This window comes from Variovorax sp. CCNWLW235, from assembly GCF_037204085.1.
In the GTDB taxonomy this organism is placed as follows: Bacteria; Pseudomonadota; Gammaproteobacteria; order Burkholderiales; family Burkholderiaceae_C; genus Variovorax.
Genome location: NZ_JBBCBW010000002.1, coordinates 298,913 through 321,489 on the forward strand (window position 1 = coordinate 298,913; position 22,577 = coordinate 321,489).

At 65.9% G+C, this 22,577-nt stretch carries 22 protein-coding genes; 4 read left to right on the forward strand and 18 right to left on the reverse strand.

Features of this window, described 5'->3' with window-relative positions:
* Positions 1-521: 521 nt before the first annotated feature.
* From V9L21_RS03925 to V9L21_RS03985, 13 genes are all read right to left on the reverse strand, one after another.
* Positions 522-2,021, reverse strand: coding sequence for a DegQ family serine endoprotease (locus V9L21_RS03925; protein WP_337309329.1), 1,500 nt, complete (start codon positions 2,019-2,021; stop codon positions 522-524).
* A gap of 93 nt (positions 2,022-2,114) precedes the next feature.
* Positions 2,115-3,182, reverse strand: coding sequence for a MucB/RseB C-terminal domain-containing protein (locus V9L21_RS03930; protein ID WP_443304497.1), 1,068 nt, complete (start codon positions 3,180-3,182; stop codon positions 2,115-2,117).
* Between the two features lie 20 nt (positions 3,183-3,202).
* Positions 3,203-3,868: a sigma-E factor negative regulatory protein gene (locus V9L21_RS03935; protein ID WP_337309333.1), complete on the reverse strand. Its 666-nt coding sequence runs from the start codon at positions 3,866-3,868 to the stop codon at positions 3,203-3,205.
* Positions 3,869-3,885: 17 nt separating this feature from the next.
* Positions 3,886-4,560 (reverse strand): RNA polymerase sigma factor RpoE, encoded by a 675-nt coding sequence (gene rpoE / locus V9L21_RS03940; protein WP_258504745.1) that lies wholly within the window; start codon positions 4,558-4,560, stop codon positions 3,886-3,888.
* A gap of 9 nt (positions 4,561-4,569) precedes the next feature.
* The gene (locus tag V9L21_RS03945; RefSeq protein ID WP_337309335.1) at positions 4,570-4,764 is read right to left on the reverse strand and encodes a hypothetical protein; all 195 of its coding nucleotides are present in this window, start codon (positions 4,762-4,764) and stop codon (positions 4,570-4,572) included.
* A 301-nt stretch (positions 4,765-5,065) separates the two neighbouring features.
* Positions 5,066-6,310 (reverse strand): beta-ketoacyl-ACP synthase II, encoded by a 1,245-nt coding sequence (gene fabF, locus V9L21_RS03950; RefSeq protein WP_337309336.1) that lies wholly within the window; start codon positions 6,308-6,310, stop codon positions 5,066-5,068.
* 96 nt (positions 6,311-6,406) lie between these two features.
* Positions 6,407-6,646 carry an acyl carrier protein gene (gene acpP, locus V9L21_RS03955; RefSeq protein ID WP_007830471.1) on the reverse strand — a complete coding sequence of 80 codons (240 nt, stop codon included), beginning with the start codon at positions 6,644-6,646 and terminating at the stop codon, positions 6,407-6,409.
* A 103-nt stretch (positions 6,647-6,749) separates the two neighbouring features.
* Positions 6,750-7,493 (reverse strand): 3-oxoacyl-ACP reductase FabG, encoded by a 744-nt coding sequence (gene fabG / locus V9L21_RS03960; protein WP_258504739.1) that lies wholly within the window; start codon positions 7,491-7,493, stop codon positions 6,750-6,752.
* A gap of 27 nt (positions 7,494-7,520) precedes the next feature.
* Positions 7,521-8,474 (reverse strand): ACP S-malonyltransferase, encoded by a 954-nt coding sequence (gene fabD / locus V9L21_RS03965; RefSeq protein ID WP_337309338.1) that lies wholly within the window; start codon positions 8,472-8,474, stop codon positions 7,521-7,523.
* 51 nt (positions 8,475-8,525) lie between these two features.
* A complete protein-coding gene (locus V9L21_RS03970; protein WP_337309340.1) occupies positions 8,526-9,503 on the reverse strand; it encodes a beta-ketoacyl-ACP synthase III in 978 nt (325 codons plus the stop codon).
* Entirely contained in the window at positions 9,503-10,600 is a 1,098-nt protein-coding gene (gene plsX / locus V9L21_RS03975; protein ID WP_258504735.1) for a phosphate acyltransferase PlsX, read from the reverse strand. Before plsX ends, V9L21_RS03970 begins: the two co-directional genes overlap by 1 nt.
* Before the next feature lie 61 nt (positions 10,601-10,661).
* Positions 10,662-10,844 (reverse strand): 50S ribosomal protein L32, encoded by a 183-nt coding sequence (gene rpmF, locus V9L21_RS03980; protein ID WP_007830466.1) that lies wholly within the window; start codon positions 10,842-10,844, stop codon positions 10,662-10,664.
* A gap of 146 nt (positions 10,845-10,990) precedes the next feature.
* Positions 10,991-11,548, reverse strand: a complete 558-nt coding sequence (locus V9L21_RS03985; RefSeq protein ID WP_337309342.1) for a YceD family protein — start codon at positions 11,546-11,548, stop codon at positions 10,991-10,993.
* 81 nt (positions 11,549-11,629) lie between these two features.
* Between V9L21_RS03985 and V9L21_RS03990 the strand changes: the two genes are divergently transcribed.
* The 3 genes from V9L21_RS03990 to V9L21_RS04000 are packed head-to-tail and all read left to right on the forward strand — an operon-like array spanning position 11,630 to position 14,132.
* On the forward strand, positions 11,630-12,211 hold the full coding sequence (locus V9L21_RS03990) for a Maf family protein (RefSeq protein ID WP_337309345.1): 582 nt from the start codon (positions 11,630-11,632) through the stop codon (positions 12,209-12,211).
* Positions 12,208-12,972 (forward strand): SAM-dependent methyltransferase, encoded by a 765-nt coding sequence (locus tag V9L21_RS03995; RefSeq protein ID WP_337309346.1) that lies wholly within the window; start codon positions 12,208-12,210, stop codon positions 12,970-12,972. The genes V9L21_RS03990 and V9L21_RS03995 overlap by 4 nt, the downstream gene beginning before the upstream one ends.
* A 2-nt stretch (positions 12,973-12,974) precedes the next feature.
* The gene (locus V9L21_RS04000) at positions 12,975-14,132 is read left to right on the forward strand and encodes an MFS transporter (RefSeq protein ID WP_337309348.1); all 1,158 of its coding nucleotides are present in this window, start codon (positions 12,975-12,977) and stop codon (positions 14,130-14,132) included.
* Positions 14,133-14,153: 21 nt separating this feature from the next.
* Here V9L21_RS04000 and V9L21_RS04005 read toward each other — a convergent pair whose 3' ends face one another.
* Genes V9L21_RS04005 through V9L21_RS04020 form a run of 4 tightly spaced genes read right to left on the reverse strand, consistent with a single transcriptional unit; the run spans position 14,154 to position 17,362 of the window.
* Entirely contained in the window at positions 14,154-15,197 is a 1,044-nt protein-coding gene (locus V9L21_RS04005) for a S49 family peptidase (RefSeq protein ID WP_337309350.1), read from the reverse strand.
* 2 nt (positions 15,198-15,199) lie between these two features.
* A complete protein-coding gene (locus V9L21_RS04010) occupies positions 15,200-15,571 on the reverse strand; it encodes a Rieske (2Fe-2S) protein (protein WP_337309352.1) in 372 nt (123 codons plus the stop codon).
* A 14-nt stretch (positions 15,572-15,585) separates the two neighbouring features.
* On the reverse strand, positions 15,586-16,257 hold the full coding sequence (locus V9L21_RS04015; RefSeq protein ID WP_126745738.1) for an HAD family hydrolase: 672 nt from the start codon (positions 16,255-16,257) through the stop codon (positions 15,586-15,588).
* Positions 16,250-17,362, reverse strand: coding sequence for an RluA family pseudouridine synthase (locus tag V9L21_RS04020; RefSeq protein WP_337309354.1), 1,113 nt, complete (start codon positions 17,360-17,362; stop codon positions 16,250-16,252). Before V9L21_RS04020 ends, V9L21_RS04015 begins: the two co-directional genes overlap by 8 nt.
* 559 nt (positions 17,363-17,921) lie before the next feature.
* Here V9L21_RS04020 and V9L21_RS04025 point away from each other — a divergent pair.
* On the forward strand, positions 17,922-21,167 hold the full coding sequence (locus tag V9L21_RS04025; protein WP_337309355.1) for an Rne/Rng family ribonuclease: 3,246 nt from the start codon (positions 17,922-17,924) through the stop codon (positions 21,165-21,167).
* A gap of 124 nt (positions 21,168-21,291) precedes the next feature.
* Here the strand turns inward: V9L21_RS04025 and V9L21_RS04030 are convergent, their stop codons facing one another.
* Positions 21,292-22,575 carry a heme biosynthesis protein HemY gene (locus tag V9L21_RS04030; protein WP_337309358.1) on the reverse strand — a complete coding sequence of 428 codons (1,284 nt, stop codon included), beginning with the start codon at positions 22,573-22,575 and terminating at the stop codon, positions 21,292-21,294.
* Positions 22,576-22,577 lie beyond the last annotated feature (2 nt).

The following is a 22,577-nucleotide window of genomic DNA, read 5'->3' on the forward strand; positions in this document are numbered from 1 at the left end:
CAACGGGAACGCTTAAGTACTTGAATTGGCTCGTGCGCAGAGTGCGACAGGCAAGAAAAAAGGGCGCGTCTTCTGGAGACGCGCCCTGAACCAACAAGCAATGGCAACTGCAGTAGTTGGAACTTCATTGTAGGCAAAAAGGGAGGCACGTACATCCGGGGACAGGGTCAAAACGGGTCGTTGCGGGTCCACAACATGAAAGATATAAACAACTTATCCACAGGATCGGTGGAGCACTCCATGAACAACTTGTGGGCGATCTGTGGAGCAGCGGTGGACTGCTGTCTGACATCTCGCATCGTGAAGGAATTCACCTTCCTTATGCATGGACCCACCGCCCAATGGCGCCTATTCTACCGAAAACCGTCCTAAGCCCACCTGAAAGTTAGTGAACACCAACAAAACAGCGCCTCTTCGTAGCCCAAAAAAATTTTTGAACCAGGCTGCCGAGCGTCGCAAACACCTCAAAAAAAGACCCCAAACCCGACTGTCGGGTGGGGCCACTTGACGGCAGCGCCAGATCAGCGTGCGGGTCGGATCAGGGCATATTGCGCCCATTCGCCGCGGCGGAACAGCACACTGAGCGGCTTGCTCTTGTCGGCCTTGGCCAGGGCGGACTCGAATTCCTTGACGCTGGTCACTTCGATATTGCCGACCGAAAGAATCACGTCGCCTTCACGCAGACCGGCCCTCGCAGCGGCATCGGTCGCCGCATCGATACGCACGCCGCGCGCCTTGAGTTCCTTCTTCTGCGCGTCGGTGAGGTCGCTGACCACGAGGCCGATCGACTTTCCGGCGGTGGACGACGGCTTGGCCTGTGGCTCCTCGCGGTCCGACTGGCGCTTGCTCGTTGGCTTGGTCTCGGGGTCGCCTTCCGCCACGGTGATCGAAAGCTCCCGCGAGCTGCCGTTGCGGAACACGGTCAGCGTGCTTTTCACGCCCGGCTTGGTGCTGGCCACCGAGCGCGAGAGATCGCTCGGCGTTTCGATGACCTTGTCGCCGTACTTGGTGATGATGTCGCCTTCGCGCACACCGGCCTTGTCGGCCGCCGAGCCCGGCACCACGCTGCTCACCACGGCGCCGCGCGCCTTGCCAAGGCCAAGGGACTCGGCCACGTCCTTCGAGACCGAGCCTATAGTCACGCCGATCAGGCCGCGAGAGACGCGGCCCGTGGTGCGCAGCTGGTCGCTGACGCGGATCGCCTCATCGATTGGAATCGAGAACGAAATGCCCATGTAGCCACCGGAGCGCGAGTAGATCTGGCTGTTGATGCCGACCACCTCGCCGCGCAGGTTGATGAGCGGCCCGCCCGAGTTGCCGGGGTTGATGGCCACGTCCGTCTGGATCAGGGGCACCAGGTCACCGGTGTCGCGCTGCTTCGCGCTCACAATGCCGGCGGTGACGGTGTTCTCAAGGCCGAAGGGCGAGCCGATGGCCATCACCCATTCGCCGACGCGCAGCTTCGAGATGTCGCCGACCTTCACCACGGGAAGCCCCGTGGCCTCGATCTTGACCACCGCAACGTCACTGCGCTTGTCGGCACCGATAAGCTTGGCCTTGAACTCGCGCTTGTCGGTGAGCGTGACCAGGATCTCCGAAGCATCCTCGATGACGTGGGCGTTGGTCATCACATAGCCGTCCGCAGTCAGGATGAAGCCCGAGCCCACGCCGCGCGGACGCTCTTCTTCCTGGGGCTGCGGCCGGTTCGGACGCGGGCCCGGGCGCGGATTGCCGGGCAGCGGCTGCCCGAAGAAGCGCCGGAAAAACTCCTGCATTTCCTCGTCCATTTCTCCACCGCCTCCGCTGCGGGTGGAAACCTTCTCGACGGTGCGGATCCCGACCACGGCAGGCCCTACCTGCTCGACCAGATCGGCGAAGTCGGGCAAGCCGCGCGCTTGCGGTGTCTGAGGCGTCTGGGCAACGGCCGACGTTGCCGGCAGGAAACCCACGCCGGCCGAACAGGCCAGGCCGAATGCGAAGAGATAGGAACGAAGCTTGTGTCCCTCGACTTTGAACATCATCGGTTTTCTTTCAAAAGAACAGGGCGACCAGAAGAAGAGCTATGAGTCTGTGATGCGGACTTGGTTCAGCGCCACTTGCGCATGCGCGTCAGGTCAGCGCGTGCGCGCGAGGCTCTGGGCAAACGCATTGAGCGTCTGCTGCGGCACTTCGCCCACGGCGGTGAGCCACCAGTCGCTCGCCGGCTCGGGCAATCGCCGGCGAATGGCGTTGGTTGCGCCAATGGTCAGCACGCCGTCGCGCGGTGCACGCTTTTCATCGTAGCGCTCGATGAAAAGCGACACCGAAGCCAGGCCATCGGAGAAAGTCCACTGAACGGTGCGGTCCTGCCCTGTCTTGTCGCCGCCGGCCGGGCGCCGATAGAAGCTGCGCGGCTTGAAGCCGGCCACCGGCGTCTTGAGAACCCAGCCCTCGTCTTGCGCGCTGGTGCGCTCGAGCTCCAGCTTCTCGATGCGGTAACCGCTTGTATTGGTCATCATCTGCGCGAGGGCCTGCGCCTTGACCGGGGCATCGAGCTGCAATTCGGAAAACGCCGATTGCTCCACCACGCGGGAATCGCCGTCCACGGTCTGCAGCTTGATGACAAGACCGGAGCGGCGCTCGCTCCAGATGCGGTAGCCGAAGCGCAGGGTGTCGTGCGGCACCAGCTGCACGACATCGGCGTCGAAGCCCGCCACGCGATCCTTGCCGATGGCCCGGACGTCGTAGAAGTCGCCAATCGAAGAATCCGGCTTGTCGGGCAGGTTGGGGAAAAGATCGAGGTTTTCGCGCTTTTCGACCTTCACGACCTTCGCCTCGGGCAGGAAGGTCATGACGTGGTGGTTGCGTCTGAATGTCGAACGCGGCGGCCCCGAGAGGGCCTCGATGCGCTCGATCTGCAGGTCGCCGTCTCGCACATGCCAGATGCGCGCGCTCGAAAGATCGCCGCCCGCTGCCGAAACCACGAAAGTGCCCACGTAGTTGCGTTGCCGCGCTCCCGTGTGCATGCGCTGAAGCCACTCGACCACGCCCATGGCCGGCGGAGCATCACCGGCTTGCGCCGAGGCCGCGCCCTTTGCATTTGCCGGACCCGAACGGGTCTGTGCAGTCGCGACCTGCGCCAGGCAGAAAGCAGTGAACACCAGCGCGAACGCGCGTACGGAGATCGGCATCTGAACGGTCATTGGGAGCGACAGGCGCGCAATCAGCGCGTGGGCCCCTCGAAGGTCGCGTTGCGCAAGAAGCCCGAAGGCATCTGCGAAGCGCCGCCGGCTTGCTGGTGCGCCTCAAGCAGTTGGTCGAGCCGCGGATCGCGCAGCATGACCTGCGGGCTGCCGTTGCCGACCATCACGCGGGTCGGCGTCAGCGTGGTGGCGGCAGGCGATTGGCCGTTGACCGCTGCAGCGGCCAGCACCGAATTGGCGGCCGGTTGCTGCTGGGCCGCGATCTGCGCCCCGGAAGACGGGAAGCCAGCTCCGTTGCCCACCAATGTCCAGCTGATGGCTGCCACAGCCACCAGCGACGCGGCGCCGGCCACCAGCTTCCAGCGGAACACCGGCTCGTTGGCGGCATCGGCCCTGCGCTGCAGCGTGACCACCTTGGTGGCCGTTACCGGCGCCAGGACCGGCATCGCAACCACGGGTTCGGCCGCAAGGCGCTGCTGGAACCGGGTCAGGAACGCGTTGCTGTCGCTGCAAGGCGCATGGGCCCCCGAGCGCAGGACGTCGCCCACCAGGTGATAGGAACGCCAGGCAGCGCGCGCATCGTCTTCGGCGCAGACGGCTTCGATGGCCCGCGCGAAGTCGTCGCCCTGCAAATGACCGTCCGCCAGTGCGGACACCTGTTCACGAGCCGTCATCGTCTGATTCATTTCATTCACCTGCTTACCTACCAACGCTTGCCCGACTGGTTGTCCAGCAGCGGTTTGACCCTGGCCGAAATGGCCTCGCGCGCCCGGAAAATACGCGAACGCACCGTGCCGATAGGGCAATCCATGACCTCGGCAATCTCTTCGTAACTCATGCCCTCGATCTCGCGGAGGGTGACAGCCTGCCGCAACTCGGCAGGCAGCGCTTCCATGGCCGCTTCGACCACGCTGGCGATTTCGTTTGCCGCCAGCACCGATTCGGGGGTTTCGTCGCTGATTGGTTCGTTTCCGGGGCGGTAAGTTTCATCGTCTTCGTCAGAAGACGGCCGCAAGGCGCTTTCGGAGATGGTGGGGTCGCGCTTCATGTCGACCAGCGCCTTCTTGGCGGTATTGACCGCGATCCGGTAAAGCCAGGTGTAGAACTGGGCGTCGCCGCGGAACTGGTGGAGCGCCCGGTAGGCCCGGATGAAGGTTTCCTGGGCGATGTCCTCGACCAGGTCGACATCACGCACCATGCGCCCGATCAGGCGCTCGATCCGGCGCTGGTATTTGATGACCAGCAGCTCGAATGCCTTCTGGTCGCCCGCAACCGTCCGCTGGACGAGCTGGAGATCGACCTCACCCGGGCGCGGCGCCTCGACGGACACATCGGTCAAGCCGGAGTCCGGTGGCACTGGCGGCGGAGAAGTGGTCATCGGGGAGATTCAGGGCGCATCGGCCGGCACGGTCGCCCGCCAAGGCTCGCCGGCGGGCGAGGCTGACGGGGGGCGCGAATATACCGCACGGCGCAGATCGCGCCAGCGCTCAGGCATGGCGCGCTGTTCGATCCATATCCAACGTGCGGCGCGGCCGGTCTGGGTCAGCCGAACCAGCAGCAGCGACTGAAGATCGAGTGCCACGGAGGCCCGCGCGGCATGGACAGCGCGGCCCCGATCGGTGCCCGTCAGGCTCCAATGGAGTCCGTCGAAGTGCAAGACACCGGCACCGTCGCTTCGCAGCCCGAGCGCGGCCGCAATGCCTGAGAACAGAACACTCAGAACCAGGAGCAGCTGGCGCCAGCCGGCACTATCGAAGAGATAGCACGAGAGGCCTGCGCAGCAGGCTCCCAAGGCCCAGGTGGCTATCAGTATCCGGGTTGCGCCGCGCGAGCGCCCCACCGGGTAGGTCACCGACGGTGCGCTGTGCATGAAAGAGCAAGGGTCAAGCGCGCTTGAACACCAGCGTGCCGTTGGTGCCGCCGAAGCCGAAGTTGTTCTTGACCGCGACATCGATCTTGAGATCGCGCGCCACATTGGCGCAGTAGTCGAGGTCGCACTCCGGATCCTGGTCGAATATGTTGATGGTCGGCGGGCTCTTCTGGTGATGCAGTGCGAGCACCGTGAACACCGACTCGATGCCGCCGGCACCGCCCAGCAAGTGGCCGGTCATCGACTTGGTCGAGTTCACGACCAGCTTCTTCGCGTGATCGCCGAAAGTCCTCTTGACCGCATTGGTCTCGTTGAGGTCGCCGATCTGCGTGGAAGTGCCATGGGCATTCAGGTACTGCACCTGGTCGGCATTGACACCCGCATTGGCGAGCGCCATGGCCATCGACCGGCTCGGGCCGTCGACGTCGGGCGCCGTCATGTGGTACGCGTCGCCGGTCAGGCCGAAGCCCGCCACTTCCGCATAGATCTTGGCGCCGCGCGCCTTGGCGCGTTCGTACTCTTCGAGCACCAGCACGCCGGCGCCCTCGCCCAGCACGAAACCGTCGCGGTCCTTGTCCCACGGGCGCGAGGCCGTTGCGGGATCGTCGTTGCGCGTGCTCAGCGCGCGTGGTGCGGTAAAGCCGCCGATGCCGAGCGGAGAAATGGTCGACTCGGCGCCGCCGGCGATCATGACGTCGGCATCGCCGTATTCGATCATGCGCGCCGAGGTGCCGATGGCGTGCAGGCCGGTGGTGCAGGCGGTGACCACGGCGATGTTCGGGCCCTTGAAGCCGTACTTGATCGACACGTGGCCCGAGATCATGTTGATGATGGAAGCCGGCACGAAGAACGGCGAAATGCGGCGCGGGCCGCGACTCGCGTATTCGCCATGCGTTTCTTCGATCATCGGCAGGCCGCCAATGCCCGAGCCGATGTTGCAGCCGATGCGCACGGCTTCTTCATAGGACAGCGCTTCGCCGGTCGGCAGTCCGCTGTCCTGCACCGCCTGGATGGCGGCGGCAAGCCCCAGATGAATGAAGCGGTCCATGTGACGCGCTTCCTTCTCCGAGATGTATTGGGTGATGTCGAAACCCTTCACCTCACCTGCGAACTTGCAGGCGAAGGCGCTTGCATCGAACGCGGTGATGTTCGCAATGCCCGACTTCCCGGCCAACAGATTGGCCCAGGACTCGGTTGCGGTGTTTCCGACAGGAGCGATGCAACCGAGTCCGGTCACGACGACGCGGCGTTTGGTCATGCCGGCAAACCTTTCTGGAAGCGCTGAACAGCTGCTGGCGGCGCGTACGGAGCTTGAAAGAAGCGCCGCCGGCCGTCGCAGTTGCAGCCGGCCCGATCAGGCCTTTTGATTCTTGGTGGCGTAGTCGACGGCGTTTTGCACCGTGGTGATCTTCTCGGCGTCTTCATCCGGAATTTCAATGCCGAATTCGTCTTCGAGTGCCATCACCAGTTCGACCGTGTCGAGCGAGTCCGCGCCGAGGTCGGCCACGAAGGCCTTTTCGTTCGTTACTTGGGACTCTTCCACGCCGAGTTGCTCGGCGATGATTTTCTTGACACGTGCTTCGATATCGCTCATTTGGTTCCCTCTGAGGGTTGTAGGTAATCGGTGGATTTTAGCCGGGCGCATTGTGGCATTTGCCGTGCACCCGGGACGGGGAAAGATTGCGCCTTGCGGCCAATTACATGTGCATGCCGCCGTTGACGTGCAGTTCCTGCCCCGTCACATAGGAAGCCTGCGGAGATGCGAGATACGCCACCGCATGCGCGATGTCGGCTGGCTTGCCCAGGTGGCCCAGCGGAATCTGCTGGAGCAGCGCCTGTTGCTGTGCCTCGGGCAGGCTGGCGGTCATGTCGGTTTCAATGAAGCCCGGCGCAACGCAGTTGACCGTGATGTTGCGGCTGCCGAGTTCACGTGCCAGCGCGCGGGTCATGCCCGCGACGCCGGCCTTGGCTGCGGCGTAGTTGGCCTGGCCGGCATTGCCGGAGGCCCCGACCACGCTGGTGATGCTGATGATGCGGCCGTAGCGCTGCTTCATCATCGGGCGGATCACGGCGCGCGAGAGGCCGAAGACGGCCTTGAGATTGGTGGCCAGCACCGCGTCCCAGTCGTCGTCCTTCATGCGCATGGCGAGCGTGTCGCGCGTGATGCCGGCGTTGTTGACCAGCACGTGGATGGCGCCATAGGCCTTCACGATCTCGTCGATCAGGGCCTCGACGGCAGCGCCGTCGTTTACGTCGAGTGCGCGGCCGCGGCCGCCGAAGGCGCTGAGCGCCGAAGTGATCTTGGCCGCGCCTTCTTCGGTGGTGCCGGTGCCAACCACCTTGAGGCCGCGCTGGGCGAGCTCGAGCGCAATAGCTGCGCCAATGCCGCGCGACGCGCCGGTGACCAGGGCGACTTGCCCTTCGAATTTGGGAATGCTCATAAAAGAAGTGTCCGGGCCTTTCGCCGCTCAGGCGGCGAGCAGTTGTCGGGTGTCCGCGAGCGTTGCCGGGTCGTACACCGACGCGGCTTCGAGCTCGGGGGCGATGCGCTTGACCATTCCGGCCAGCACCTTGCCGGGCCCGCACTCGATGATGGCGGCTACACCGCGCAGTTTCAAGGCCTGCACGCTTTCAACCCAGCGAACCGGGCCGGCGGCCTGGCGCACCAGGGCTTCGCGGATGCGGGCGGGATCGGTTTCCACGGCCACATCGATATTGTTGAGTACCGGAATCTGGGGCGCAGCGAGGGAGATGGTGCTGAGCTTCTCGCGCAGCGCTTCGGCCGCGGGCTTCATCAGGCTCGAATGGAACGGCGCCGACACGGGCAACAGCAACGCACGCTTGGCGCCATTCGCCTTGAGCAGCTCGCAGGCCTTGTCGACGGCCGCCTTGCTGCCTGCGATCACGGTTTGCATCGGATCGTTGAAATTCACCGCCTCGACGATCTCGGCGCTGCCCGCGCCGAAAGACGCGGTAGCTTCCGCGCAACCCGCCACGACCTTGCCAACTTCCATACCGAGAACGGCAGCCATGGCGCCAGTGCCCACTGGCACTGCCTGCTGCATGGCCCGCGCACGAAACCGCACCAGCGGCGCGGCTTGCGCCAGCGTGAGCACGCCAGAGGCCACCAGCGCGGAGTACTCGCCCAGCGAATGCCCCGCCACGACCGAAGGTGCCGCGCCGCCTTCTGCCAGCCAGGCGCGCCAGGCCGCCACGCCAGCTACCAGCATGACCGGCTGCGTGTTGGTGGTGAGCGCCAGCTCTTCCTTGGGGCCGTTCTTGATCAGCGCGGCAAGGTCTTCGCCCAGCGCTTCGGACGCCTCGCGCAGGGTTTCGACAACGGCCGGATGGTCGCCCCAGGCGTCGAGCATGCCGACGGCCTGCGAGCCCTGACCCGGAAAGACAAAAGCGAAGGATTTCATTGTTTTAAAGCGTCATGTCGCACTGCGGCCCCACGCGGGCACCGCAATACGCTACAGATTCAATAGCACCGCACCCCAGGTGAAGCCACCGCCCACGCCTTCGAGCATGACGGTTTCGCCTTTTTTCACCTTGCCGGAGCGCACGGCTTCGTCGAGGGCCAACGGAATCGAGGCGGCCGAGGTATTGCCGTGCTCGTTGACCGTGACGATGAGCTTCTCGCGCGGAAGCTTCAGCTTCTTGGCCGTGCCTTCCATGATGCGGATGTTGGCCTGATGCGGAATGAGCCAGTCGATGTCCGCTTCGGTCTTGCCCGCCTTTGCGAGTGTGGCACGCGCGGCTTCTTCGAGCACGCGCACCGCGAGCTTGAAGACGGCCTGGCCGTCCATATGCAGCAGGGGCGTACCCAGCACGTTGCCGCCAGACACATGGCCGGGCACGCAGAGGATGCCGACGTGCTTGCCGTCCGCGTGCAAGTCGCTCGCCAGGATGCCTGGCTCTTCGCTCGCTTCGAGCACCACGGCGCCAGCGCCGTCGCCGAACAGCACGCAGGTGGTGCGATCGTTGAAATCGAGAATGCGCGAGAACACTTCGGCGCCGACCACCAGCGCGCACCGCGCGGTGCCGGTGCGAATCATGGCGTCGGCCACGGTCAGCGCATAGACAAAGCCGCTGCAGACCGCCTGCACGTCGAACGCAGGGCAACCGGCGATGCCGAGCTTGTTCTGAAGGATGGCGGCCGACGACGGAAACACCATGTCGGGCGTCGACGTGGCGACGATGATCAGGTCGACCTCTTCCGCCTTTCGTCCCGCCGCCTCGAGGGCGCTTCGGGCGGCTTCAAGGCCGAGATCGCTGCTTGTTACCTCGGGTGCCGCGAAATGGCGCGCGTGAATGCCGGTGCGCTCGACGATCCATTGGTTGGAAGTTTCGATGCCGCGCGTTGCCAATTCCTTGGCAAGGTCGTCGTTGGTCACCCGGCGCGGAGGCAGATAGCTGCCAGTGCCGGTGATGCGTGAATAAGGGCTCATCAAGCGTGAAGGGCTGTCGCGTCCGCTGGCACCGCTGGCTCCTGCCGCGCGAGCAAAGGCGCGGCGTGGGCGATGCGGGCCCGAACGCGATCGAGCAGGTTGTTGCGAGCGGCATCATAAGCGCGATCCAGCGCATGACCGAAAGCCACTTCGTCAGCCGAGCCATGGCTCTTGAAAACCAGCCCGCGCAGGCCCAACAGGGCTGCACCGTTGTATCGACGGTGATCCAGGCGATTTTTAAAAGCTTTTAGCACCGGATAGGCAACGATAGCCGCAGCCTTGGTGAAAATACTCCGCGAGAATTCCACACGAATGAACTCGCCAATCATCGACGCAACGCCTTCGCTGGCCTTCAGGGCGACGTTGCCGACAAAACCGTCACACACGACGATGTCGGTCGTTCCCTTGAATATGTCGTTGCCTTCCACGTTTCCGTAGAAGTTCAGATCTTTAGAGTTGGCTGCAGTACGAAGCAGTTGGCTCGCTTTTTTGATTGTTTCGCTGCCCTTGATGGCTTCTTCACCCACATTGAGCAAACCGACCGAAGGCGACTCGTTGCCCGTGAGTGCGGAGACCAGCGCTGAGCCGAGCACGGCAAATTGCAACAAATCTTCGGCGTCGCAATCGACATTCGCACCCAGGTCGAGCACGGTCGTGGCGCCGCCCTTGATGTTGGGCAGCTGCGGCGCAATCGCGGGACGGTCGATGCCGTCGAGCGTCTTGAGCAGATAGCGGGCAATTGCCATCAGCGCGCCCGTATTGCCTGCCGAGATGGCGGCTTGGGCAGCACCGTCCTTGACCTGCTGGATTGCGATGCGCATCGAAGAGTCCTTCTTCTTGCGCAGTGCAATCTCGACCGGGTCGTCCATGCCCACCACTTCGCTGGCGGCAACGATGCGCGCCCTCGGGTGCTCGCCGAAGGCGGCCAAGGCCGCGGGCGCGCCCACCAGCAGCAGCGATGCTTCCGCATGCCGATCTAGAAACGCGCGGCAGGCCGCAAGCGTGACGCGCGGCCCATGGTCGCCACCCATGCAATCGACGGCAAGCGTGATTGCGGCGGGCGCGGCGGAGGATTCGGAGGAGGAAGACGTAACCATCAAAACAAAGGCCCGACGCTACAGCAAAAGTAGCTTCGGGCCTCGGCCTTGGGATGCGAAATCAGGCTTCGGACTTGTTCTTGAGGACCTGACGGCCACGGTAGAAACCGTTCGGGCTGATGTGGTGACGCAGGTGCGTTTCACCGGTGGTCGGTTCCACGGCAATGCCGGGCACGACCAGCGCATTGTGGGAACGGTGCATGCCGCGCTTGGAAGGCGACTTCTTGTTTTGCTGGACGGCCATGATGGCTCCTGGACTGTTAGGTGAGTGAGTGGATGCGCTCTCTTGCGGTGGCAATACAGGGGCATGTATGGAATGCCTTTGTCTGTCTTGCTGCTCACGGCGGCGCGCGCGAAGCCCATGATTATAGCCCAGCCTGCGAGAAAGGGCTACTTGCCCTCTTCCGGCTTGCGCGAACGCAACGCACCGAGCACCGCGAACGGGTTGGGCTTGGCCTCTTCGGCCGCCTTGAAGTCCTCGTCGCTGGACGAAAGCTGGATTGGCGTGGGGCACACCTCGTGGACGGGCATGACGGGAATTTCCATCAAAAGCTCGTCCTCGATCAAGGCATGGAGGTCGAAATCGCGGCTCACGACGAGCAGGTCTTCCTCGGATTCGTCGTCCTCGGCATCCGCCGTGGCCTCATCGGCCACAAAACGGAACCAGCGGTCGGATGCAACAAGCGTATCAACCGGTGCCAGGCAGCGCTGGCACACCAGCGGCACCGTCGTTTCGGCCACCAGGTGCAGCCAGGGTTCGGCCTTGCCGTCGGCACCGGTGCGCTGCTCGCCGGTCGCCTCCCAGTGCACCAAGGCTTCTGGCGCCGGTGCGGCCAGTTCTTGCGCCAGCCGGGAGTAATCAGGAACCGCGTCGTCAGCCGAAAGCACCGCGGCTTCGGCGGCAAAGGCGGCCACATCGAGCCGCTGGGGAACAAATTCTCTCTTCATCCGCACCAGTCTAGCGCGCCCGCCGGGGGAATTGCCGTGGTGCGGCCAAAGGCTCTTGCGGGCTCACGCACAATCGTCTCCATGCAACGCCCCTTGATTCTTGCCTCGACCTCGCGCTACCGGCGCGAACTGCTGAACCGCCTCCACTTGCCCTTCGATGTGCTGCCCCCGGAAGTCGACGAAACCGCGCTTCCCGGCGAACCCCCGCGCGAACTGGCCGAACGCCTGGCGTTCGAAAAAGCCCGTGCCGTGGCCGCCCGCTTTCCCGAGGCCGTGGTCATCGGCTCGGACCAGGTGGCCGACCTGGCCGGCGAGGCGCTCGGCAAGCCCGGCGACCACGCGCGCGCCACCGCCCAGTTGCGCAAGATGCGCGGCCAGACGCTGATATTCCAGACCGCCGTGGCCGTCGTTTGCCAAGCCACTGGCTTTGTCGAACGCGACCTGGCGCCGGTCCGGGTCGTTTTTCGGGACCTCAGCGATGCGGCCATCGAGCAGTACCTGCAGGCCGAACAGCCCTACGACTGCGCGGGCAGCGCCAAGAGCGAAGGGCTCGGCATCGCATTGCTGAGCGCCATCGACAGCGACGACCCCACCGCCCTGGTCGGCCTGCCGCTGATACGCACCTGCCGCATGCTGCGTTCCGCCGGAGTCGAACTGCTGTGACGCCGGGCAAGCTCTATCTGGTACCCGCACCGCTCGACTTCGGCTGCGACACCCAGGCGCCGCTCCAGGACGCCCTGCCCCTCGGCACGCTTCAGGCGGCCGCCGGCATCACCCACTGGATCTGCGAAAACGCCAAATCGGCCCGCGCCTACCTGAAACGGATCGATGCGGTCGTTCCGCTGGCGGCGCCCCTGCAGGCGCAGGACATCCGGGAGCTGCCGCGCGAAGTGCACAAGAAGGGCGACCATGCCGGCCAGTTCGACGCACGCCCCTTGCTGGCCGCCGCGCTCGAAGGCCACGACATCGGCCTGCTGAGCGAAGCCGGCATGCCGGCGGTGGCTGACCCGGGCTCTTCGGTGGCACGCGCCGCGCATGACCTGGGCATTGCCGTGGTGCCGCTCACCGGTCCGGTGTCGCTGCTGCTGGCGCTGGCCGCGAGCGGCCTCAACGGCCAGAACTTCGCTTTCGTCGGTTACCTGCCGCAGGATTCGGGCGAGCGGCAAAGCCGCATCCGCGAGCTCGAAGCGCTGGCGCTCAAGACGGGCCAGACGCAGCTTTTCATCGAAACCCCCTACCGCAACGCCGCGCTACTCCAGGCGCTGGTTCAAACGCTGCAGCACAACACCCGCCTTGCGGTGGCGCGCGGCCTCACGCTGGCAACCGCCCATGTGCGCAGCGAAACGGTGAAGGCCTGGCGCGCCAAGGCGCCCGGTGCCGCGACGGACGAACGCCTGCCCGCGGTGTTCGCGATCGGGCGTTGACGATGCTGGTCACCGCCAGCACCCGCTGGGCCTCGCGCGCGCAGTTCTTTTCCTCCGGCTTCATCTTTGCGACGTGGGGCGTGCACGTTCCCACCGTCAAGGCCCACTACGGCATCGACGAGGCCCAACTCGGCCTCGCGATGCTCGCCGCGGGTGCCGGGGCGATGTACGGCCTGACCAGCGCCGGCCGCTGGATCGGGCGCCACGGCCCCCGGCGGATGGCGGCCGTCTGCGGCTGCGTGTACGCACTGCTGCTGGCCGGGTTGATCGCCATGCCCGGCTACCTCGCCCTGCTGGGGCTGCTTGCAGTCTTCGGCCTTGTGACCAGCGTGTTCGACGTGGCCATCAACACCGAAGCGGCGCAACTCGAACTTCATGGCGGCACGCCGCTGATGAGCGGCATGCACGGCATGTTCAGCCTTGGCGGCATGGCAGGTGCCGCAAGCGGCAGCGCCGCACTCGCCGCCGGCCTGGGCGCGCAGGCGCATCTGCTGTGGGTCGCGGCTGCCATGGTGCTGCTGGTGGCAGTGTCTTCGATGCGCATGCTGCCCAACCCTCCAGCGGCGAACGATGGAAATACGGCAGACCGCAAGTTCCAACTGCCCCGTGGCGCGCTAGCGGTGCTGGGGGTGCTGGCGGCCCTGGGCCTGATTGCCGAGGGCGCCATCTACGACTGGAGCGTGCTCTACATGCAGCAGGAACTCGGCAGTCCGCAAAAGCAGGCCGCGCTGGCCTACGCGAGCTTCTCGGCAGCGATGGCGGCCGCGCGCTTCGGCGGCGACGCCATGCGCGCACGTTTTTCGCCGGCCGCTCTGCTGCTCGGAAGCGGCGTGCTGGCAGCCGCGGCCATGACGCTGGTGCTGCTGACGAATCTCCCGTGGCTCGCGCTGATCGGCTTTGCGGGCGTGGGCGTCGGTTTCGCGAACGTGGTGCCGATTCTGTTCGGCGCATCGGCGCGCGTACCGGGCGTCGAACCCGCCACCGGCATTGCCGCCGTCTCGGCCGTGGCCTATTTGGGGTTCATGGCCGGCCCGGCGGTCATCGGCCTGCTGGCGCGGGCCAGTTCGCTGACGGCCGCGCTGTATGTGGTGGTGGTTTTTGCCGTGGCGCTTGCGGCCTCGGCCCGATACACGAACAGCGGCGGCGACCAGCCCGCCTGAGCCGGCCGCCGGGGGAAAGCCTTAGCGCAACGCCGGGGCGGCGGATTGCAGCGAGCGCACCGTGGCGTCGCCCATGGCGGCGCCGAATTTCTTCGCGAGCTTCTCGGCCACGTTGTCGCGGCGGGTGTAGTCGGTCACCTCTTCGGCCTTGATGACTTCGCGCGCCACGTAGTCCACGTTGCCCAACTGGTCCGCCAGGCCGAACTCGACGGCTTGTTCGCCGCTCCAGAACAGCCCGCTGAAAAGACCGGGGGTGTCGAGCTTGAGGCGGTCGCCCCGCCCGCTTTTCACCACGTTGATGAACTGCTGGTGAATCTGGTTCAGCATGGCCTGCGCATGCGCGCGCTGCGCGTCGCTCATGGGGCTGAACGGATCGAGAAAGCCCTTGTTGTCTCCGGCCGTCAGCAGCCGGCGCTCGACGCCGACCTTTTCCATCACGCCGGTAAAGCCGAAACCGTCCATCAGCACGCCGATGCTGCCGACGATGCTGGCCTTGTCGACGTAGATCTTGTCGGTGGCGGCGGCAATGTAATAGGCCGCGGAAGCGCAGGTTTCTTCGACCACGGCGTACACCGGCTTCTTGTGCTTGGCCTTCAGGCGCTTGATCTCGTCGCTGATGATGCCGGCCTGTACGGGGCTTCCGCCCGGCGAATTGATGAGCAGCACGATGCCCTTGGCGCCCTCGTCCTCGAAGGCCGTCTTCATTGCGGCAATGACGAATTCGGCACTCGCGTCGCCGCCGTTGGCAATTTCGCCCTTGATTTCCACGACGGCCGTGTGGGCCGTGGTCTTGGCGGTGCTCGGCGTGCTGCGCGACATGGCCAGCCAGACCAGGAAGATGAAGAAGGCGAGCCACGAAAGACGCGTAAAGGTCTTCCAGCGGCGCGCGGCCTTCTGCTCGTTCAGGGAGGCGAAGGCGAGTTTCTCGAGCGTTGCGCGCTCCCACCCGGGACGCTGCGTGGGGTCTTTGGCCATGTTTTTCGGCGCGCCTTCGGAAGACGCAATGGGAGTGGCCGGCTCAAAAGGATCAAAACCTTCAGGTTCCGTGCGGTTCGGGTCGGTCATTGTCAAAAGGTCAGGGGATGGAGGTTCCAGGCAGTATGCCAGTGCACCACGCCGTCACGTTCGCTGAGGGCGATCTTCACCAAGCCGCCGCGGCACGGGCCGCCGGCGCATTCGCCGGTGTCCGGCTTGTAGACCGCGCCATGGGTGGCGCAGAGCAGCCATTGACCGCTGTCGTCAAAGAAGCGGTCGGGCTGGAAATCCATCTCCATGGCCACGTGGCTGCATCGGTTCAGGTAAGCGTGCGGCTGCCCGTCGAAACGCACCGCGAAGGCGCGGCAGGTTTCGCCGCCGTAGACCACATCGAACGGCACGGCCCGGCTGCCTTCGACCAGGTCCGAGGCATTGCAAAGGGGAATGGGCTCTTCTTCGCTCATCGCAAGATCTTCGGTCAGGCGTTGTCCAGGAGCCATGCCTCGAGGCTGGCCACAGAGTGGGCAATGAACAGCGGCTTCAGCGCATCGAAGCTTTCGGGCTCGTGCGCGCCGTAGCTCACGCCCACGCTGGCGCAACCGGCGTTGAGCGCCAGCTGCAGGTCGTGCGTGGTGTCGCCGATCATCAGGGTGCGTTCGGCCGGCACCTCGAGTTCTTCCATCAGTTCCAGCAGCATGCGCGGATGCGGTTTGCCGAATGTCTCGTCGGCCGTGCGCGAAGCGTCGAAGCGGTCGCGCAGCGCGACTGTCTTTAGCGCCTCGTTCAATCCGCGGCGCGATTTGCCGGTAGCCACGGCAAGCTTGTGGCCGCGCGCGCGCAGGGCGTCGATCATCTGCAGCACGCCGTCGAACAGCACCAGGTCGTCCTGGTGCTGCAAGTAGTGGTAGCGGTAGCGCGCACCGAGTTCGGCGTATTTTTCCTTCGGCACATCCGGCGCCGCGCGCGCCAGCGCCTCGGCCAAGCCCAGGCCGATGACCCAGGCGGCGTCGTTCTCGCTCGGCTTCGCGCCGCCGACGTCGATCACCGCCGCCTGGATGCAGCGCACGATGAGCCGGGTGGAGTCGTAAAGCGTGCCGTCCCAATCGAAGGCGATCAGGTCGAAGCGCAGGGGGCGGGAAGAATCAGTCATTGGCCGTGGGAGTGGGATGTTGGGCGAGCGCCTCGAGCGCCTGCGGCGGCATCAAGCCGTGCAGTTCAGGCGGCAGGCCGGCCTGCAGCGCCACGCGCTCGCCGGTTGCGGGGTGGCTGAACTGCAAGCGCCAGGCGTGCAGGAACATGCGCTTGAGGCCGAGTTTTTGCAGCGCGCGCTGGCGCTCGAAGTCGCCATACTTGTCGTCGCCCGCAATCGGGTGGCCGGCCGAAGCAAGGTGCACGCGAATCTGATGGGTGCGGCCGGTCTTGATGGTGACCGCGAGCAATGACAGCGGCGCGGCGTCGCCCGGCAGCGTGAGCCGTGCCAGCACGCGCACCAGCGTGACGGCGCGCATCGCGTCGGGATGGTCCTTGGCGACCACGCGCACGCGCCGCTCGCCGGCACCTGCGCCATCGCCCGGCAGCAGATATTTGGCAAGCGGCGCATCGAGCACCTTCTTGTTGGCAGGCCAGGCGCCCTCGACCAGCGCGAGATAGGTCTTGCCCGTCTCGCGCTCGCGGAACTGGTCCTGCAGGGCCACGAGCGCGCTGCGCTTCTTCGCCACCAGCAGAATGCCCGAGGTCTCGCGGTCGAGCCGGTGCACCAGTTCCAGGAATTTCGCGGCCGGCCGCGCCGTTCGCAGCTGCTCGATCACCCCAAAGCTCACGCCGCTGCCGCCATGCACCGCCACGCCGGCGGGCTTGTCGATGGCAAGCACCGCGTCGTCTTCCAGCAGCACCGGGAATTCGCGCGCCGGTGCGGGCGGCGTGGCGCCTTCTTCAGCGCGCGGCGATATGCGCACCGGCGGCAGCCGCAGCACGTCGCCGGCCTCGATGCGGGTTTCGGCCTGCGCCCGGCCCTTGTTGATGCGCACCTCGCCCGACCGGATGATCCGGTAGACATGCGTCTTGGGCACGCCCTTCAGGTGGCGGAACAGGAAGTTGTCGAGCCGCTGGCCCGCCGATTCCGCGTCCACGGTAATAAATTTGATGGAGGCGTGCGGCGCCGCGGCGTCCACCGCGGCCTTTTGGGCCGCGGGATCCGGAACTGCGGGATTTGGAGCGGCCGCGGGGCTTCGCTTCGCACCTATAATGTTTTTCACCAGCGCGGTCGTGTAAGTGCTTGATTAGACAGAAGTTTAGATCACTGCAGTCAAACGCCCAGGACAACGCTGCGAGGTCGATGCCGCTTTGGCGCCGAGACTGCAAACCCCGCGCAATTGCGCAAAGTGGCAGCCCCTGCGCCCAAGTCAAGCCGACACCCACGAAACACCGATACGGAATACCCAGCCTGCAGCTTCCAAGCTGCCGGCGGATCGAAGCGAGTCCCTTGTGTTGATGCTGCTGATTCAACTGTGCCTGCGTTGGCCCACCTGGCTTTTGCCAGCGGCCTCAGGCATTGGATCATCCGCACCGCGCGCCACCATTGCGCAACCAGCTATCAATAAGATAGCTGCTCAACACCGAATCTGGCTCGCGCCCATCCACGCGCCCCCACCCCGGCTGTCTTCTTGAGCTGACGCTCAAGAGGCCTGCTCGCGCTTGCCGCGACAGTGACAGCATCCGGGGCCAAGCGGCAATTCCCCTCGTTTCGCGGGCGTCGTCCGTGCATCGTTGGCCCGTCATGGGCCTGTAGAACGATACATATAAGGACAACGCATCATGAAGCGGATGCTGATCAATGCCACGCAGGCCGAAGAACGCCGCCTGGCCATCGTCGACGGGCAAAAGCTCCTCGACTACGAAATCGAGATCGAAGGGCGCGAACAGCGCAAGGGCAACATCTACAAGGCTGTTGTCACGCGCGTCGAGCCCTCGCTCGAAGCCTGTTTCGTCGACTACGGCGAAGACCGCCACGGCTTCCTGCCGTTCAAGGAAATCTCCAAGCAATACTTCGCCGAAGGCGTTTCCGCCAACCAGGCGCGCATCCAGGACGTCATCAAGGAAGGCCAGGAACTGGTCGTCCAGGTCGAAAAGGAAGAACGCGGCAACAAGGGCGCGGCCCTCACCACCTTCATCTCGCTGGCCGGCCGCTATGTGGTGCTGATGCCCAACAACCCGCGCGGCGGCGGCGTGAGCCGGCGCATCGAGGGCGACGACCGCGCCGAACTCAAGGAGGCGATGGACCAGCTCGAATACCCGAAGGGCATGAGCATCATCGCGCGCACCGCCGGCATCGGCCGCTCGGCGCCCGAACTCCAGTGGGACCTGAACTACCTGCTCAAGCTCTGGACCGCCATCGATGGCGCGGCCAAGGGCGGCAAGGGCGCCTTCCTGATCTATCAGGAATCCTCGCTCGTCATCCGCGCCATCCGTGACTATTTCAATCACGACATCGGCGACATCCTGATCGACACCGACGACATCTACGACCAGGCGCAGCAGTTCATGGCGCACGTCATGCCCGAGCATGCCGCCCGCGTGAAGCGCTACCGCGACGACGCGGCGCTGTTCAGCCGCTTCCAGATCGAGCATCAGATCGAATCGGCCTACGCCCGCACTGTGCAGTTGCCCTCGGGCGGTGCCATCGTGATCGACCACACCGAGGCGCTGGTCTCGGTCGACGTGAACTCGGCCCGCGCCATCAAGGGCGGCGACATCGAAGAAACCGCCACCCGCACCAACCTCGAAGCCGCCGACGAAGTGGCCCGCCAGATGCGCCTGCGCGACCTGGGCGGCCTGATCGTCATCGACTTCATCGACATGGACGAGTCGAAGAACCGCCGCGAAGTCGAAAGCCGCCTGCGCGACGCGCTGCGGCAAGACCGCGCCCGCGTGCAGTTCGGCTCGATCAGCAAGTTCGGCCTGATGGAAATGAGCCGCCAGCGCCTGAAGCCGGCGCTCAGCGAAGGCTCGTCGATCCCCTGCCCCCGCTGCGGCGGCTCGGGCCACATCCGCGACACCGAATCGAGCGCGCTGCAGATCCTGCGCGTCATCCAGGAAGAGTGCCTGAAGGACAACACGGCCGCGGTGCACGTGCAAGTGCCGGTCGAAGTGGCATCGTTCCTGCTGAACGAAAAGCGCCCTGAAATCGCCAAGATCGAGCTCAAGCAGCGCGTCACCGTGCTGATGGTGCCCAACAAGACGCTCGAAACGCCGAACTACAAGCTCGAACGCCTGAAGCACGACGATCCGCGCCTCGACCACATCGAAGCCAGCTACAAGATGGCCGACGAGATCGAAGACCCGACGGCCGTCACGCGCCGTTCGCAGGAACCCACCAACAAGCAGACGCCGGTCATCAAGGGCGTGCTGCCCGACGCACCGGCGCCCGTGGTGCCGCCCAAGCCTGAAGCCGTGCGCACGCCCGCCGTTGCCCCGGCGCCGGTCGCGCCGCCCGTGGCAAGCGCACCCGCGCCGGCTGAAATGGGCTTCTTCGCCCGCATCAAGAGCTGGTTCGGCGGCACGCCGGCACCGGCGCCCGCTCCGGCCGTGATTCCCGTCGAAGCGCCGAAGCCCGCACGCCGTGATGGCGGCCGCTCCGGCCGTGACGGCGAAGCACGCGGCGCCCGCGACGGCGAGCAGCGCCGTGGTGGCCGCGGCGGCGAAGGCCGCAGCGAAAACGGTGGCCGTTCCGGCGGCCGCGACGGCGAACGCCGCGGCGGTCGCGGCGGCGAGCGCCGTGGGGAAGGACGCGAAGGCCGCGAAGGCCGCAGCGGCGAACTGCGCAACGAAGCCGCGCTGCCACGCGAGCAACGCGAACCGCGTGAACAGCGCGAGCCCCGCGAACAACGCGAACCCCGTGAAGCACGCGGTCCGCGCGAAAGCGAACAACGCCGTGGTGGCCGCGGCGAGCGCCGCGAAGGCGAAGGCCGCGAAGCACGGCCCGCATCGGCCGAGCTGATCGACGGCAACCTCGAAGCGCAGCAACTCGCGCCCGCCGGCGACGAAGGCAATGCCCCGGCAGAGCGCGCGCCCCGCGCCCGCGGCGAACGCCGTGAACGTGGCGGTGAGCGCGGCGAACGTGCGGACCGTGGCGAACGCGGTGAACGCAACGAACAGCGCAATGGCACCGACGCACCGCGCGAAGCGTCCAGCGACGACAACAACGTCGCTTCGCAGGACGGCTCGCAAGCCGAGCGCGCACCGCGCAACGGCCGTGAAGAGCGCGGCCAGCGTGGCGAGCGCAACGACGGCCGCCGCGAACGCCGCGGCGAAGGCCAGCCGCGTTTCGCCAACGGCGACGCACAGGCACCTGCCGACGAGGCAACTGCCGTCGCTCCAGGCGCTGAAGGCGAAACCGATGCCAACAACGATCAGGCACCGCGCCGTGAAGGCGAGGAGCGCCGCGGCCGTTCGCGCGACCGTTATGGCCGCGACCGCCGCGAACGCGGCCCGCGCGACGAAAGCGAAGCCAACGTGGCCGGCGCATCGACCGACAACGCCATGGCCGAGCCGACCGAAGCCCGCGCCGCAGTGCCCGAAGAAGAATCGCGTGCAACCGCCGCATCGCGGAGCTACTTCGACCGCCCCGCAACGGCGCCTGCGCCGGTTGCAGCTCCGGTGGCACCTGTGCAAGCCGTTGCGCCTGCAGAAGCTGTTGCACCAGTCGCAACCTTCGCTCCTGCTCCCGTGGTGGCACCGATTGCCGTCGAGAAGAGCAGCAGCAAGCCCGCCACCAACGGCCGTGCCTTGCCGAAGGTTCAGCCCTTCGAACTGCCGTTGAACGAACTCGCGCAAATCGCCGAGCGTTCGGGTCTGCAGTGGGTCAACTCCGATGCAGAACGCATTGCACAGGCCCGCGCAGCCATCGCGGCCGAGCCGAAGCCGGTGCATGTGCCGCGCGAACGCCCGCCTGCAATCACGCTCGACGAAGGTCCGCTGGTGCTGGTCGAAACCCGCCGGGAACTCAGCGCAATGACGCTGCCTTTCGAGAAGGCATCGACCGACGCGCAAGGCGTGAACTGAAGACGCTCAGGCCCTCGGGCCTGAACCCATAAAAAACGGCGCCAATTGGCGCCGTTTTTTTTATTGGGGAACGATGAGATGCCTGCCGGCAACAACAACGCTCAGCAAGGTCGCGCCCGAATGCTCAGGCCTTCTCCGCCTGGGCCGCGCGCTTCCACGCTGCAGCGGCCTGTTCCGCGTCTCCGCGCGCCTCGGCCAACTCGGCCAGCGCGAGCCATGCGCGGCGATAAAGGTCCGTGTCCTGCAAGCCCATGCCGGCCTGCATGAGCAGCTGCTGGGCCTTGCCCCACAGCTGCCGCTTCATGCACGCCATGCCGGCCAGGTACTGCAGATTGGGGTCGCTCGGGTTGTTGCGTTGCGCCGTCTCGATGCGGGCGAGCCAATCGGCGTCCACCGAATCGAGCCCCGCCTCGAGCGCGCGCGCCAACCTGACGCGCAACGCATCGCCGAGGCCGCGCGGCTGCGACACCATGCGCTCCCAGGCCGGCAGCAGCCAGCCGCGCGCCAGCGCCAGGTCGCCGCGCAAGGCAACCATCCGTTGGGCGGCATGAATCGCCACTTCGGGCATTTCGCGCTCGGCGGCGTCGAGCTCGCCCCAGGCGCGGAGCAATTGCGCCGGGTCGTGCGCGCCGCCCAGCAGTTCGGTGGCCAGGCCGCGCACGATGCTCTGCGCCGCCGCGTCGGAAAATGCGCGGTGCTTGGCGAGCAGGCGCGCGGTTTCCAGCGCTTCCAAAGTGCGCCGGTCCTGGCGGGTCGCTTTCAGGCGAATGCGCAGCGCAAGCGTTCGCCGCTGCACGCCTTGCGGAAGCTCTTCGAGCCGGGCCAGTGCGCCCGCTGGATCGTGGTCTTCGAGCGCCCAGCGAGCGGCACGCAGCTGCACGCCCTCGCGCGTCTCGGGGCTTGCCAGTACCGTCCGGTCGACGCTTTCATTGAGGGCTTGCTGCAGATGGGCATCGCGCGCCGGCCGGTCTTGCAACGCCTGTGCGCTCTCGGCGGCCAGCAAATGCGAGATCACGCGGACCTGCTGCGCCTGCGGCAGGCTGGCGCCCAGGGCAGCCAGCGTTTTCTCTTGCACCAGCGCGGCCTGCGCAGCCTTGCGCGCGCGAGAGAAGCGGCCTGAGAGCAGCTGCACCATGGCGTCGAGCAAGGCCGAATGCAGCGTGCGTTCCTTCTGCTGCAGCCGCCACTGGCGTGCCTGGGTCGGAAGAGAGAACAGCGCCGCCAGGCCACGCAGCGCAAGGTGCAGCAATGCGAAGGCGCCCAGCAGGATCACCAGCACCAGGTTCAGCGAAAGGTCAACGCGCCACGGCGGCCAGAACACGGTGATCGTGCCCTGGTTGTTGCCGGCGAACAGCGCCACCGCCGCGGCGATGGCGAACAGCGCGAGAAGCCACAGTGCCGCCCGCATGA